Below are 14737 nucleotides of genomic sequence, written 5' to 3'. Positions count from 1 at the left end.
GGTGGGCGGCGCTCGTGTCGCCGAGCCTACTGATGATCACGGGTGGGCTGCTCGTGCATTAACGTGTCACCCTTGCGGTGTGGACGCCGTGGTGTGGATCGTTTTGGGTGTGGTGCTGGCCGTCGCCGAGATTTTCACGACGACGCTATTTCTGATCATGTTCGGGGTCGGTGCGTTCGCCGCCGCCGGCGCGGCCGCACTGGGTGCGCCGGTCGCGGTGCAGGCACTGGTGTTCGCTGTGGTGTCGGCGTTGAGCCTGGTGGTGGTCCGACCGGTCATCCGGCGGCACAGCCGCTCCGCGCTGGAGAGCGGCGAGCAGCCGTTCGGCGTGGAGGCGATCGAGGGCTCCACGGCACTGGTGTTGGAACGGGTGGACGCCGAGCACGGTCTGGTCAAGATCGACGGTGAGTTGTGGACCGCCCGGTCGTACGACACGACGCAGACTTTCGAGCCCGGTGAACGGGTTCGGGTGATAAAGGTCCGGGGCGCGACAGCCCTGGTGTGGCAGGACGATGTTTCTTCCGCCGGCGAGTTGCCGGAAGCGAGAGGGTGAACCGATGACGGTCATAGGTGTGCTGATCATCGCGGTGGCGTTGATCGCCGTGATAACGCTGGCCAAGGCGGTGCGGATCGTGCCGCAGCAGCGCCAGGACGTGGTGGAACGGCTCGGCAAGTACAAGCGCACCCTCAACCCCGGCCTCAACCTGCTGGTGCCGTTCATCGACGCGGTGCGTACCAAGGTCGACATGCGGGAGCAGGTGGTCAGCTTCCCGCCGCAGCCGGTGATCACCTCGGACAACCTGGTGGTCTCGATCGACACCGTTCTCTACTTCAAGGTGGTCGACTCGGTTCGGGCGACCTACGAGATCTCCAGCTTCCTTCAGGCCATCGAGCAGTTGACCGTCACCACGCTGCGTAACGTGATCGGCTCGCTCGATCTGGAGCGGGCGCTCACCAGCCGGGACGAGATCAACAGGCACCTCTCGGGCGTGCTGGACGAGACCACCGGCCGCTGGGGCATCAAGGTGACCCGGGTCGAGATCAAGGCGATCGAGCCGCCGGCCAGCATCCGCGACTCCATGGAGAAGCAGATGCGCGCCGAGCGGGACCGCCGCGCGGCGATCCTGACCGCCGAGGGCCACAAGCAGTCGGTGATCCTCACCGCCGAGGGTGACAAGCAGTCGGCGGTGCTGCGCGCGGACGGCGACCGGCAGGCCCGGATCCTGCAGGCCGAGGGCCAGGCGAAGGCGATTCGGACGGTCTTCGACGCGATCCACCAGGCGAACCCGAGCCAGAAGGTGCTCGCCTACCAGTACCTGCAGGCCCTGCCGCAGATCGCCCAGGGCAGCGCCAACAAGGTCTGGATCGTCCCGGCCGAGCTGACCAAGGCCCTGGAGGGCATGGGTGGCGCGCTGGGCGGGCTGAGCCAGATGGTGGGTGACCTGCCCGCACCGGAGGCAGCCGAACACGCGAGCCAGGTCGAGCGGGAGGCTGCGGCGGCGGCGCAGGCGGCGGCGGACGCTGCCCAGCAGATCCACGACGAGGTACGCGTCGCCGAGGCGCAGGCCACCGGCAGCAAGGGGCCGCAGGGGCTGCCCGCGCCGGAGCCGGTGTCCCCGACCAGCCTCGTCGAGGACCCGGCCGACCAGCGCGAGCGCGGCTGATCCGATACGCCGGCCGCTCGGTCGGCTAAATACGAGAAAGACTCATGGGGCGCTCCGACGCCTGCCACGATCGGTCCTAGGACGGGTGGTGACCAGGCAATCGGGGCGCCCCGGCGCGTCGGTGCACCGCTCGACGACGAGCGAGGTGACGCATGAAGGATCCGGCGAAGCGGATGTGGTCCTCGGCCCCGGTGCCCGGCGCGCACGACCCGGTCGCCCCGCTGGGCTCCCGGCGCAGCGGTGGTGGGTTCGGCGTACTGCCCTTCGTCGGCGAGCCGACCCCGGGCGCCCCCGCCACGAACGCCACCTGGGCCTGGTCGATACGTCGGTTCGCGCGGGCGGCGGTCTGGCTGCTGCCCGCGTACGCCATCCTCTACGGCGCGGTGGCGATGGCCAGCGACGGAGGGGTGGGCAACGACCCCTATCCGGCCAACGGCCGGGCGGTCTACCTGATCGGCTGGGTGGCCGCGGTCTGGCTCGGCCTGCTCGCGCTGCTGGCGCTCACCGGGCTGCTGGCCGCGACCCGCAGCCGCCGGGTGGCCGCGGCCGGGTTGCTGGTCAGCATCGCCGGCACCGTGCTGATGCTGCCGTTCGCCGGGTTCGAGGAGCAGACGCCCGTCTTCGGTGCCACCGCGCGGTCGCTGGTCCTGCTCGGCGCTACGTTCTACAGCGCGGGCTGGTTCCTCACCGGGTGGGCGGTGGCCCGCTCGGGCACCTTCAGCCTCGGCGACGGCGTCATGCTGATCATCGCCGCGCCGCTGCTCGGCCTCGGTGGTGCCCTGATCGGCTCGTTGCAGACCTTCGGCGCGATCTTCGTGCTGATCGCCGGCATCGGCATCGGCTACCGCTCCGGCCGCCTGATGCCCCGCGAAACCGCCAGAGACGCCGCCAGCGCCAGCCTGAGCACCCCAAACCCCTAACCCCACCCCACCCCGGGGTCCCACCTCCCGCCTCCCGCCCGCCGCCCCGCGCCGGTTGCCCCGCGCCCGTTGATCATGAAGTTGTTGCGTGCGACCTCGGCGTGTCCTGGCAATAACTTCATGATCAACCAGGGTGGGGCGGGGTGCGGGGTGGGGGCGGGGACAGGGGATTGGCTGGTGGGGGGCCGTGAAGTTGCTGACAATCCGGCTGTGGGGGTGGTCGGTTGGCGGCTTTCGTGGCAATCCTGGGGAGCATGGCCGCCCCTCGCTCGCCGCTGTCGCGGCTGTTCACAGTGCTGCTCGCCGGCGTGTTGGCCGGGCTCGTCCTGGCAGTCGCCGCACTGCCGGGCAACCTGCTGCTCGGGCTCACCGCCCGCTCCGCGCTCGGGTCGTACGCCGCGTTGCCGGCCTCGCTGAAGACCCCGGCCACGCCGCAGCGTTCGTACCTCTACGCCAACGACGGCAAGACGCTGATCACCACGTTCTACGACGTGAACCGCACCGATGTACCCCTGTCGGAGATCGCTCCGGTCATGCGGCAGGCGATCGTGGCGGCCGAGGACCGGCGCTTCTACGACCACGGTGGTGCGGACCTGCGCGGCCTGGCCCGGGCGCTGGTGGCCAACGTCAAGGGTGGCGGCACCGAGCAGGGCGGCTCGACGCTGACCATGCAGTACGTCCGTAACGTGCTCAAGACCGACCCCACCCGCACCGCCGAGGAGCGCGCCGCCGCCACCGATCCCACAGTGGGCCGCAAGATCCAGGAGATCCGGTACGCGAGCGCGCTGGACAAGAGCCTCGGCAAGGACGAGATCCTCGACCGGTACCTGAACATCGCCTACTTCGGTTCCGGCGCGTACGGGATCGCGGCGGCCAGCCAGCGGTACTTCGGCAAGCCTCCGGCGCAGTTGACCCTCGCCGAGTCGGCTCTGTTGGCCGGTCTGGTGCAGTCCCCGGACGCCTACAGCCCGATCAGCGGCGACAAGGACGAGGCGCTGACCCGCCGGTCGTACGTGCTGGACTCGATGGTCGCCACCAACGCGATCACCGCAGCGCAGGCCGCCCAGGCCAAGGCCGAGCCGCTGGCCCTGCGCCCCACCGCCCAGCCCAACGGCTGTACCGCCGTCTCCCAGGGCCACGACGACTGGGGCTACTTCTGCGACTACCTGCGCCAGTGGTGGCTGACCCAGCCGGCCTTCGGGGCGACCGTCGCGGAGCGTGAGCAGGCACTGCGTTCGGGCGGCTACACCGTGGTCACCTCGCTGGACCCGAAGATCCAGGCCACCGCGCAACAGCAGGCCACAAAGGTCTACGGGTACGACAACAAGCGCGCCCTGCCGATCGCGGCGGTCCAGCCCGGGACCGGGCGGGTGTTGGCGATGGCGGTCAACAGGCACTACAGCCTCGCCGACAACCCGGCCGGGCAGGCGAACTACCCGAACACCGTCAACCCGTTGATCTCCGGCGGAGCCAGCGTCGACGGATACCAGGCGGGTTCCACGTTCAAGATGTTCACCATGCTCGCCGCACTGGAGTCGGGCCGTACCCTCTCCACCGGTTTCGACGCGCCCGCCAAGCTGCCCACCCGGTACCCCGCCGAGGGGTCGGGCAGCTGTGACGGTCACTGGTGCCCGGCGAACGCCAACCCGGACTGGATGGACGGGTACCGGATGATGTGGGACGGCTTCGGCCGCTCGGTGAACACCTACTTCGTCTGGCTGGCCGAGCAGGTCGGCCAGGACAAGGTGGTCCAGATGGCGCAGCGGCTCGGCATCACGTTCCGCGCCGACTCGGACGCCAACTTCGCCAAGAACAACGCCGCGAACTGGGGCTCGTTCACTCTGGGAGTGGCGGCCACCACCCCGCTCGACCTGGCCAACGCGTACGCGACGGTGGCCGCCGAGGGCACCTACTGCACGCCGGTGCCGGTGGTCTCGGTGACCGGCGCGGACGGCACGAAGGTGCCGGTGGGGCAGCCGTCCTGCAAGCGGGTGCTCGACGCCGACGTCGCCCGTGCCGCGACCGACGCGGCGCGCTGCCCGGTGGGTCAGCAGTCGGCGTTCGGGCAGTGCAACGGCGGCACCGCCACCGGTGTGAACGGCATCCTCGACGGCCGACCGGTGGCTGGTAAGACGGGTAGCTCGGAGCAGAACTCCACCGAGACGTTCGTCGGCTTCACCCCGCAGGTCGCGGTGGCCGGTATCGCCGCGAACCCGGACGACCCGGCCGACTCGGTGGGGTCAGCGGTGCAGGCCAAGGTGATCGACGCGGTGGCCCGGGTCATCGCCACCGCAGTGAAGGGCCAACCGGAGAAGGCGTTCGTCGCACCGAGCCGTGAGCTGGCCGGCGACGCGCGCCGCCCGGTGGAGCGCCCCGCCGTCCCGGAGCGTCAGCAGGAGCCCACCCAGGACCCCCGCTCAGCCCTCCAACGCTGGCTCGACCGCCGCGGCTGACCACCCACCCCGCCCCGCCCGCCCCCGCCCGCCCCGGGCCGGGCCGGGTGCAGGGCGCGGGGCGCGGGGTGGGGTTAGCGGTCTCGGCGGCGGGGGCGGTAGCTCGCGAGCGTCGACGGGAGGCCGCGGCGGATGATTCCGGCCCAGTCGGTGTCGCCGCGTAGCACCGCCGCGGCGGTCTTGCGGGCCTGCTCGACGGTGAAGTGCGGTGGCAGCATCAGCTCCGCCGGGTCGACCAGGGCGTTGATCACCACCGGCCGGTCGGCGGTGAGCGCCCGGTCCCAGACGTCGCGCACCTGATCCGGTGAGTCGATCAACTCGCCGTGCAGCCCGAGCACCTCCGCCCACTGGTGGTAGGCGATGTCCGGCAACTGCTGGCTGTCCGGGAACATCGGCGTCCCCTCGGTGGAGCGCTGTTCCCAGCTGACGAACGCCAGATCCCGGTTGTTGAGGACCAGCACCACGAAGCGCGGGTCGGCCCAGCTGCGCCAGTACTTCGCCACGGTGATCAGCTCGTTGACGCCGTTCATCTGCATGGCGCCGTCACCGATCAGCGCGACCAGCGGCCGGTCCGGGTGGGCGAACTTGGCGCTCAGCGCGTACGGCATGGCGCCGCCCATGGACAGCAGCGTGCCGGAGAGGCTGGCCAGCATGCCGGGGCGTACCTGGATGTGTCGGGCGTACCAGGCGGTGGTGGTGCCGCAGTCGACGGCGAGCAGCACGTCGTCGGGCAGCCGTTCGTTCAGGGTGTGGAAGAGCAACTGCGGGTTGACCGGGTCGGCGGCCTGTTCGGCCAGGTCGTGTTGCACCCGACGCCACGCCGAGGTGGCCTCGGTGACCTCCGTCCGCCAGGCGGTCGGTCCGGGGCCGGGGCCCAGCTCGTTCAGCAGGGCCCGCAGCGTGGGGCGGGCGTCGCCGGTCAGGTTCACCTCCGTCGGGTAGCGCAGCCCGAGCTGGGTGCCGTCCAGGTCGATCTGGACCGCGCGGGCCTGCCCGGGTCGCGGGTAGAACTCCGAGTACGGCATGTTGCTGCCCACGATCAGCAGCCGGTCGCAGCCGCTCATCAGCTGCCAGCTCGGTCGGGTGCCGAGCAGCCCGATCGCGCCGGTCACCCACGGCTCGCGATGGTCGACGGCGGTGAAGCCGAGCAGTGCGGTGGCCACGCCGGCCCCGAGCCGATCAGCGATCTCGCGGACCTCGTCGCGTGCGCCGAGGGCACCCTGGCCGACCAGCATGGCCACCCGCTGCCCGCCGCGCAGGACCTCGGCCGCCCGGCGTACGTCCGCCTCCGGTGGCACCGTCGGCGTGCTGCTCGGCGCGTTGCTGGTCTGGTAGTAGCCGTGCGCGTGGGGCGGGTTCGGGACGGCCGGCTCGTCCTGGATGTCGAGAGGCAGGATCAGGGCGGTCACGGTACGCCGGGCCAGCGCCGTGCGGCACGCCCGGTCGACCAGGTGACGTACCTGTGCGGGGTTGTCGAGTTGGGCCAGGAACGCTGCCGCCACGTCCTTGTAGAGGGCGAGCAGGTCGACCTCCTGGTAGTAGCCGCCGCCCTCGGCGGTGGTCGCGGTGTGCCCGACCAGGGCGATCACCGGTTGGTGGTCGAGCTTCGCGTCGTACAGGCCATTGAGTAGATGGATGGCGCCCGGCCCGCTGGTGACCAGAGCGCAGCCCAGCGGACCGCCGCCGTACTTGACGTGCGCGGAGGCGGCGAAGCCGGCGGTCTCCTCGTGGCGGACCTGGATGAACTGGGCTCGTCCGTTCGTGCGTTGCAGCGCGGAGGTGAGGCCGTTGATGCCGTCGCCGGGGTAGCCGAAGTAGCGGTGCACGCCCCAGCTGAACAGTCGCGACACGATGTGGTCCGCGACGGTCGGACGCCGGGGCAGGGCACCCGCTTCGCCCGGGGTGGTGTCGGCTGCGCTCACCTGGCTGGTCCTTCCCGTCACGTCCGTTGCCTGCCGGTCATTCCCCTTCTTCTTCGGACAAAACGCCTCATCGGGCGGGCCTTGGAGCGCGCTGCTCCGCGTCCGGCAGAATCGTCGGGTGCCCGTCCACCAGATCACCGACCCCGACGACGACCGGATCGCCGACTACCGGGCGCTCACCGACGTCGAGCTGCGCACCCGTTGGGAACCACCGCACGGCCTGTTCATCGCCGAGGGGGAGCTGGTGCTGCGCCGGGCGCTGCGCGCGGGCTACCCGGCCCGGTCGTACCTGGTCGACGCCAAGCGGGCCGACCAGCTCGCCGACCTGGACACCGGCGACGCCCCGGTCTACGCCGCGACCCAGGATGTGCTGCAACGGGCCACCGGTTTCCACGTACACCGGGGGGTGCTGGCGTCGTTCCACCGCCGGCCGCTGCCGACGGCGGCCGAGGTGCTCGCCACCGCGCGCCGGGTCGTCGTCCTGGAGGACGTGAACAACCACACCAACCTGGGCGCGATCTTCCGGGGCGCCGCCGCGCTCGGTGTCGACGCGGTGCTGCTGTCGCCGACCTGCGCCGACCCGCTCTACCGGCGCAGCGTCCGGGTCAGCATGGGTGAGGTCTTCGCCATGCCGTACGCGAAACTCGACCGCTGGCCGGAGGGTCTGGACCAGGTGCGAGAGGCCGGCTTCACGGTGCTCGCGATGACGCCCGCGCCGGACGCCGTACCGATGCAGCGGTTGACCCCGGCGCAGCGTGAGCGGGCCGCGTTGCTGCTCGGCGCCGAGGGGCCGGGCCTCACCGCGGCGGCGCAGGCCGCCAGCGACGTGCGGGTGGTCCTTCCGATGCGGCGCGGCGTGGACTCGTTGAACGTCGCCGCCGCGGCGGCCGTCGCGTTCTGGGAGCTGGGGCGCGACGACGCGCCGGTCGACGGCGGGTAGACCACATCGGCTTGCATGGCCATGCGTTCTATTGCATAATTTTCCCCGTGTCCAAGGTTCTCACCTCCCTGCCCACCGGCGAACGTGTCGGCATCGCCTTCTCCGGCGGCCTCGACACCTCGGTCGCGGTCGCGTGGATGCGCGACAAGGGCGCCATTCCCTGCGCCTACACCGCCGACATCGGCCAGTACGACGAGCCCGACATCGCCTCGGTGCCCGGTCGTGCGCTCAGCTACGGCGCCGAGCTCGGCCGCCTGGTCGACTGCCGCGCCGCCCTGGTCGAGGAGGGCCTCGCCGCGTTGACCTGCGGCGCCTTCCACATCCGCACCGGCGGTCGGGCCTACTTCAACACCACTCCGCTGGGTCGCGCCGTGACCGGCACCCTGCTGGTGCGGGCGATGGTCGCCGACGACGTGCAGATCTGGGGCGACGGCTCGACCTTCAAGGGCAACGACATCGAGCGGTTCTACCGGTACGGCCTGCTGGCCAACCCGATGCTGCGCATCTACAAGCCGTGGCTCGACACCGCCTTCGTCACCGAACTGGGTGGCCGTAAGGAGATGTCCGAGTGGCTGCTGGAGCGCGGCCTGCCCTACCGCGACAGCACCGAGAAGGCGTACTCGACCGACGCCAACATCTGGGGCGCCACGCACGAGGCGAAGACCCTGGAGCACCTCGACACCGGCATCGAGACGGTCAACCCGATCATGGGCGTCCGGTTCTGGGACCCATCGGTGGAGATCCCGACCGAGGACGTCACAGTCGGTTTCGACCAGGGTCGCCCGGTCACGATCAACGGCAAGGAGTTCGGCAGCGCCGTCGACCTGGTGCTGGAGGCCAACGCCATCGGCGGCCGGCACGGCCTGGGCATGTCGGACCAGATCGAGAACCGGATCATCGAGGCCAAGAGCCGAGGCATCTACGAGGCGCCCGGGATGGCGCTGCTGCACTACGCGTACGAGCGGCTGGTGAACGCCATCCACAACGAGGACACCCTGGCGAACTACCACAACGAGGGTCGCCGCCTCGGTCGGCTGATGTACGAGGGCCGCTGGCTGGACCCGCAGGCGCTGATGCTGCGCGAGTCGTTGCAGCGGTGGGTTGGCACGGCGGTCACCGGCGAGGTGACGTTGCGGCTGCGCCGGGGCGAGGACTACTCGATCCTGGACACCACCGGCCCGTCGTTCAGCTACCACCCCGACAAGCTGTCCATGGAGCGCACCGAGGACTCGGCGTTCGGCCCGTCGGACCGGATCGGCCAGCTCACGATGCGCAACCTGGACATCGCCGACTCGCGGTCGAAGCTGGAGCAGTACGCCTCCCTCGGCCTGGTCGGCGGCGGAAACCCGCAGCGGATGATCGGGGCCGCGCAGGCCGCCTCCACCGGGTTGATCGGTGCGATGCCCGAGGGCGGCGCGGAAGCCATCGCGTCCCGGGGCGTCGCCTCGCCGGAGGACGCGGCCCTCGACCGCGCCGCGATGGAGTTCGGCGTCGACTGAGCCCTTCTACCACGCCGCCAGGCCGGGGCAGCCCACGCCGCCGCCCCGGCTCGCGTCGCCGGCCGCTGTTCGAGATCCGGCGTCACGGACGGTAGCGTGGCGGCCGTGTTCCCTACCGTCCGTGAGGTCCTCGCCCTGGGCCCGGTCCGCCACGGCGCGCCACGCGTCGTCGCCGGCGACGAGGGGCTGGACCGACCCGTCCGCTGGGTGCATGTCGCCGAGGTGCCGGACATCGCCACCCTGCTCGGCGGTGGCGAACTGGTGCTCACCACCGGCATCGGTCTGCCCGGGGACGACGCCGGGTTGCGGGCGTTCATCGGCGATCTCGCCGACGTCGGGGTCTCCGGGCTCGTCGTCGAGCTGGGCCGCCGGTACGTCAGCGGTGTGCCCCGGGTGATGGCCGCCGCCGCCGAGCGGCGTGGGCTGCCCCTGGTGGAGCTGCGCCGGGCCACCCCGTTCGTCCGGATCACCGAGGCGGTGCACGCGCTGATCGTCGACGCGCAGCTCACCGAGCTGCGGGCCACCGAGGAGATCCACCAGCGGTTCAACGACCTGTCCGTGGAGGGCGCCGACGCCGCCGAGGTGATCCGACAGGCCGCCGAGCTGTCCGGCTGCCCGGTGGTGCTGGAGAACCTGTCCCGGCAGGTGCTCGGGTACGACCCGGCGGGGGAGAGCGCAGAGCTGCTGCTGGACGGCTGGGAGCAGCACTCCCGCCGGATCCGCCCGGCCGGGCGGACCGCGTACGACCCGGACAGCGGCTGGCTGGTGACCACCGTCGGCGCCCGGGGGCAGGACTGGGGTCGGCTGCTGCTGCGCTGGCCGGCCAGCGGCGACGTGCCCAGCGCCCAGGCCGTCGAACCGAGCGCGGGCTCGCCCACCCGGCTCACCATCCTGATCGAGCGGGCCGCGTCCACCCTCGCGCTGGGCCGGCTGATCCGCCGCGACGCCGAGGGCCTGGAACGGCAGATCCACCGCACCCTGCTCACCGCGCTGCTCGACCACTCCCGCCCGGTGGACGAGGTGGGACTGCGGGCCAAGGCGCTCGGCGTGGTGCTCGACCGGCGGCACCTGGTCGGCGTGATGGTCCGGCACCGCGCAGACGACCCCGCCGGGGAAGTTGGCCCCGAGGCCGGCCAGGCCCGGCTACGTGATCTCTCCGAGGCCGTCGGCCAGGCCCTGCGGGAGGCGAAGCTGACCGCGCTGACCAGCGCCGTCGACGACAACTCGGTGGGCGTGCTGCTGGCCCTGCCAGACCCGGCCGCCGAGGACCGCGCGCTGTCCGCGTTCGCCAGCGCCCTTCGCCAGGTACGCCTCGACGCCGGCGCCGGCCGGACGGGACCCGGCGTCGACGTGTCCCGCTCCTCCTCGGGCGCGGAGCCGTCCCGCGCGGCTCCCGGTGTCGAGGCCGCTCGGGTGGGTGTCGAGGGGGCCCGGGGTGCTGGTCCGGGTGCCGTGATCGTGGCCGCTGGGTCCCGGGTGAGCACCCTGCGGGAGGCCCGCAGGTCGCTCGTGGAGGCACGGCAGGTCGCCGAGGCGGCCCGACGGGACCGGCGTGACCTGCCGATCTTCCGGCTCCCGCACGTCGGGCTGGCCGGTCTGCTGCACCTGCTGCGCGACGAGCCCCGCCTGCAGACGTTCGTGGAACGCGAACTCGGCGCCCTGCTGGAGTACGACGCCCGGCACCCGAGGGAGCGGCTGCTGGACACCCTGCGCGCCTACCTGGAGCAGGGGCGCAACAAGTCCGCAGCCGCTGCCGCCGCCCACCTGTCCCGACCGGCCTTCTACGAACGCCTGGCCCGCATCGCCCGCGTCCTCGACGTGGACCTCGACTCGGTAGAGGCCGCCCTCTCCCTACACGTGGCCCTGCTGGCCCTGGACGCAGTCCGAACCCCGTAACCCCCGCGCCCACCCACCCCTCACGCCGCGCCCCCCACGCGGCGATCTTGCATTTTCTGCTGGAACAAAACCTCAAAAAGACGGCATATCGACAACACAAAGTGCAAGATCGGCGAGGACGGAGGGGTGCGGGGCGCGCGGGGTGCGCGGGGTGCGGGGGTGGGGTGTGGGGGTGGGGTTAGGTTGCTAGGGCGTTTAGGGCTTTTGCGTAGGTTGGGGGGATGTGGTTGGGGCCGCCGGGGGTGAAGACGTCCGAGTGGGCCACCGAGGACCAGGCCGTCTCCGGGACGGCGTCGACGAGGGCCTGGATCACCGGGGCGTCGCGCCACTGCTCCTGCTCGGCGAGCAGGCCGAGGGCCACCACCGACTCCTCGACCTCACCGACGCACTCGAACGGCTTGTGCCCGTCCACGCCCAGCAGCTCGCGGTAGCCGGGGATCTGCGACTCGTCGGCCAGCAGGTCGCCGCCGAAGATGTGGGTGACCCGCTCCCGCGGCATGAACGGCGCCATGGCCAGGAAGACGAAGCGACACTTCGGGCAGTCCCGGCACCAGCGCTCACTCGCGTCGCGCAGCTTGAACGCCTGGTTGCAGCTGGTCACCACGTCGTCGTACCGGGTGAACTCGGCGAACAGCCGGGCGATGTGCAGCTCGGACAGCGAACGCAGCAGGGAGAAGTACGGGTCGGTCAGGCCGGCGTGCTCGGCCAGCGACGCCCGCAGCAGCCCTTCCGCCTCGACGCCCTTGGACCACTGGTGGTTGATCTCGTGGCCGTTCCAGACCAGGTTCGGGTCGGACGCCGAACGCTCGTTGGACATCACCACCGGGCCCAGCCCGTGCAGGACGGCGGTGGCCACCGCGATCAGGGAGTTGATGGCGGTGACCGGGATGTGCCCGTTCAGCGCGCCGGCGGCGTTCAGGTCGAACAGCACCGGGTCGATGCGCCGCCGGGCAGCGAGGGGAACCAGCCCGGACGCCTCGTTGACGGCGACGATCACGTGGTTCGGGTTGACCGAGAATGGCACCGGGTCCAGTTCGGCGCGGCGCAGCGCCTCCAGGCTGACGATCGAGTCCTTACCGCCGCCGACTGCCGAGAGCGGGCGACGGTCCGAGTCGTCGTACACCCGGGCCGGCGTCACCACACCGGTTGGCACTTCGGGGCGCAGGTCGAGCACGTGCGGCAGTTGGTTGCGGTACGCGTACTCGGCGAGGCCCCTGGTGTAGACGGCCGTGACGTAGTCGACGGTGGCCGCGCCCAACGGCGTCGGCAGCACGAGCCGGGGCGGCGCGGCGGCCTTGTAGTAGCTGACCCCGGCGACGAGGTGGAGCACCTCCAGCACCCGGTTGAGGGTCGCCACCGTCTCGTCGGAGGGCGGTTCCGCCGGCAGCGGGAGCGTGATCACCTCGGTGAACCGCTGCTCGCCGGCCGGGCCGGTCAGGGCGTAGTCGAACAACACCTCGCCGGTGGCGAAGTCGATCGAGTAGGACGGGAAGGTGAAGGCGTCCATCCGCCGGAGCTGCTCGTTGGGCACACGCCATACTAGGCCCTGGTTCGTCCGGCCGTGTCCGGACCGGGCCCTGCCAGCCGCCGCCGTGACCCCCGAGGAGACACCAGTGCGCCTGTCTGACCTGCGCGGACGTACCGTCGCCGTCTGGGGCGCCGGTCGGGAGGGCCGGGCCGCTGTGACAGCGATCGCCGCCCACGGCCCGGCCGACCTGGTCGCCGTGGACGACAGCGCGAACTTCCTGTCGCTGCCGTGGGAAGGCCCCCTGGCCGAGGCGGCGCCGCTGGTCACCGGCGAGGCGGGCTTCGAACGGCTGGCCGCCGCCGACGTGGTGGTCCGGTCCCCGGGCGTGCCCCAGACCCACCCGTGGCTGGTCGAGCTGCGCCGCCGCGGGGTCATGGTGACCCAGGGCACCGCGTTGTGGATGGCCGACCACGCCGCGCGCACCGTCGGGGTCACCGGCAGCAAGGGCAAGAGCACCACCTCCAGCCTGATCAGTCACCTGCTCACCGCGATGGGGCGACCGAACGTCTTCGGCGGCAACATCGGCGTGCCGACCCTGGACCTGCCGGAGGCGGAGCTGTACGTGTTGGAGCTGTCCAGCTACCAGTGCAGCGACCTCACCGACTCGCCGCGGGTGGCGGTGGTCACCGCGCTCTTCCCCGAGCACCTGGACGCGCACGGCGGGGAGCGGGAGTACTACCGGGACAAGCTCAACCTGCTCGCCCACGACCCGCAGACGATCGTGGTCAACGGTGGCGATCCCCGGCTGGCGGCGGAGCTTGGTGAGCTGCCGGCGGTCCGCGCAGGAAGCCCCGACACCACCCACGTCGCCACCGGCTCCGACGGTACGCAGTGGTTCCACTTCGGTGACCAGCCGCTCTTCCCGCGCGCGGTGCTGCCGCTGGTCGGCCGGCACAACGAGGGCAACCTCTGCGTCGCGCTCGCGGTCCTCGACGCGCTCGGCGTGGACGTGGTGGCCGGTAAGGACCACCTCGCCATCGCGGTCGCCGAGTTCCAGGGGCTGGCCCACCGGCTCACCGAGATCACCGACCCGTCCGGGCTGACCTTCGTCGACGACACCCTCGCCACCAGCCCGTACGCGGCCATGCACGCCATCGACGCGTACGACGGGCGGCCGTTGACGGTGATCGTCGGCGGCAACGACCGGGGTCTGGACTACACGCCGTTGGCCGAGCACCTGGCCGAGCGGGAGCTGACCGTGATCGGGATTCCGGACAGCGGCACCCGGATCGTCGAGGTGCTCGCCGGCCTGCCGAAGGTGCGTACCGAACTGGTCGACGACCTGGTGGACGCGGTTCGGCTGTCCCGCGAGGTGACCCCGGCCGGCGGGGTGGTTCTGCTGTCCCCGGCCGCGCCCAGCTACGGCCGGTTCCGCAACTTCGAGCACCGCTCCGAGGTGTTCGCGCAGGCGGTCGCCGACACCGCCCGCTGACTCACCCCCGGTCGGCCGGGCTGGGGTCCGGTGACTGCATCCCTGGCAGCAGCATGGTGTCGGCGGCGTCCTCGTCCTCGGGCGGAGCGGGTGCCGCGGGTTCCGTTGGGGCCCGGGTGGGAGGGTGGTCCTTGTCCGGAGTCCAGGCGAAAGCGAGTGCTCCGCCGAGGAGAGCCAGCAGCATTCCGACCACGAAGCCGCCCAGGTTCGAGGTCAACCAGGAGACCAGCCCGAGCACCAGCGAGACCACGGCGTAGAAGACCCGCTGCTGCGGGGCGGTGATCAGCAGTACGCCGCAGATCACGAGGATGGTGGGTACCAGGTATGCGGCGAGCCCCTGCGGTCCGATGTGCAGCAGCACCCCGAGGGGCGCGCGCAGGGTCGCCAGCATCTCGGCGCCTCCGAGGGTGATCAGCACGGCGGCGCTGAATGGGCGGGCCCGCCGCCAGCCCGACCCCGGATCTGCCACCGCCCGGGCCGGCA

General features: G+C 71.6%; 11 protein-coding genes. 8 read left to right on the top strand and 3 right to left on the bottom strand.

Annotation, left to right across the window (positions count from 1 at the left end):
* Window positions 1-79: 79 nt before the first annotated feature.
* The 4 genes from AB0B48_RS01735 to AB0B48_RS01720 all read left to right on the top strand — a co-directional run bounded on the left by AB0B48_RS01735 (window position 80) and on the right by AB0B48_RS01720 (window position 5037).
* Window positions 80-553, top strand: a complete 474-nt coding sequence (locus AB0B48_RS01735) for an NfeD family protein (RefSeq protein WP_355009697.1) — start codon at window positions 80-82, stop codon at window positions 551-553.
* A gap of 4 nt (window positions 554-557) precedes the next feature.
* Window positions 558-1664, top strand: coding sequence for an SPFH domain-containing protein (locus tag AB0B48_RS01730; protein WP_357194402.1), 1107 nt, complete (start codon window positions 558-560; stop codon window positions 1662-1664).
* A 152-nt stretch (window positions 1665-1816) separates the two neighbouring features.
* Window positions 1817-2584, top strand: coding sequence for a hypothetical protein (locus tag AB0B48_RS01725; protein WP_357194399.1), 768 nt, complete (start codon window positions 1817-1819; stop codon window positions 2582-2584).
* Window positions 2585-2838: 254 nt separating this feature from the next.
* Window positions 2839-5037, top strand: a complete 2199-nt coding sequence (locus AB0B48_RS01720) for a transglycosylase domain-containing protein (protein ID WP_357194396.1) — start codon at window positions 2839-2841, stop codon at window positions 5035-5037.
* A 74-nt stretch (window positions 5038-5111) separates the two neighbouring features.
* Here the strand turns inward: AB0B48_RS01720 and AB0B48_RS01715 are convergent, their stop codons facing one another.
* Entirely contained in the window at window positions 5112-6959 is a 1848-nt protein-coding gene (locus tag AB0B48_RS01715) for a thiamine pyrophosphate-requiring protein (protein WP_357194393.1), read from the bottom strand.
* Window positions 6960-7050: 91 nt separating this feature from the next.
* Between AB0B48_RS01715 and AB0B48_RS01710 the strand changes: the two genes are divergently transcribed.
* From AB0B48_RS01710 to AB0B48_RS01700, 3 genes are all read left to right on the top strand, one after another.
* A complete protein-coding gene (locus AB0B48_RS01710; protein ID WP_357194469.1) occupies window positions 7051-7899 on the top strand; it encodes an RNA methyltransferase in 849 nt (282 codons plus the stop codon).
* Between the two features lie 47 nt (window positions 7900-7946).
* Entirely contained in the window at window positions 7947-9398 is a 1452-nt protein-coding gene (gene argG / locus AB0B48_RS01705) for an argininosuccinate synthase (RefSeq protein WP_357194390.1), read from the top strand.
* 96 nt (window positions 9399-9494) lie between these two features.
* Entirely contained in the window at window positions 9495-11294 is a 1800-nt protein-coding gene (locus AB0B48_RS01700; RefSeq protein WP_357194387.1) for a PucR family transcriptional regulator ligand-binding domain-containing protein, read from the top strand.
* A 178-nt stretch (window positions 11295-11472) separates the two neighbouring features.
* Here the strand turns inward: AB0B48_RS01700 and AB0B48_RS01695 are convergent, their stop codons facing one another.
* A complete protein-coding gene (locus AB0B48_RS01695) occupies window positions 11473-12825 on the bottom strand; it encodes a hypothetical protein (protein WP_357194384.1) in 1353 nt (450 codons plus the stop codon).
* Between the two features lie 82 nt (window positions 12826-12907).
* Between AB0B48_RS01695 and murD the strand changes: the two genes are divergently transcribed.
* Complete coding sequence (gene murD / locus AB0B48_RS01690) at window positions 12908-14254, top strand: UDP-N-acetylmuramoyl-L-alanine--D-glutamate ligase (RefSeq protein ID WP_357194381.1); 1347 nt, start codon at window positions 12908-12910, stop codon at window positions 14252-14254.
* A gap of 1 nt (window position 14255) precedes the next feature.
* Here the strand turns inward: murD and AB0B48_RS01685 are convergent, their stop codons facing one another.
* Complete coding sequence (locus tag AB0B48_RS01685) at window positions 14256-14723, bottom strand: DUF6114 domain-containing protein (RefSeq protein ID WP_357194466.1); 468 nt, start codon at window positions 14721-14723, stop codon at window positions 14256-14258.
* Window positions 14724-14737: the final 14 nt, after the last annotated feature.

Source organism: Micromonospora sp. NPDC049089 (assembly GCF_040648775.1).
Classification (GTDB): Bacteria; Actinomycetota; Actinomycetes; order Mycobacteriales; family Micromonosporaceae; genus Micromonospora.
This window is presented reverse-complemented; position numbering and strand designations above follow the sequence as displayed.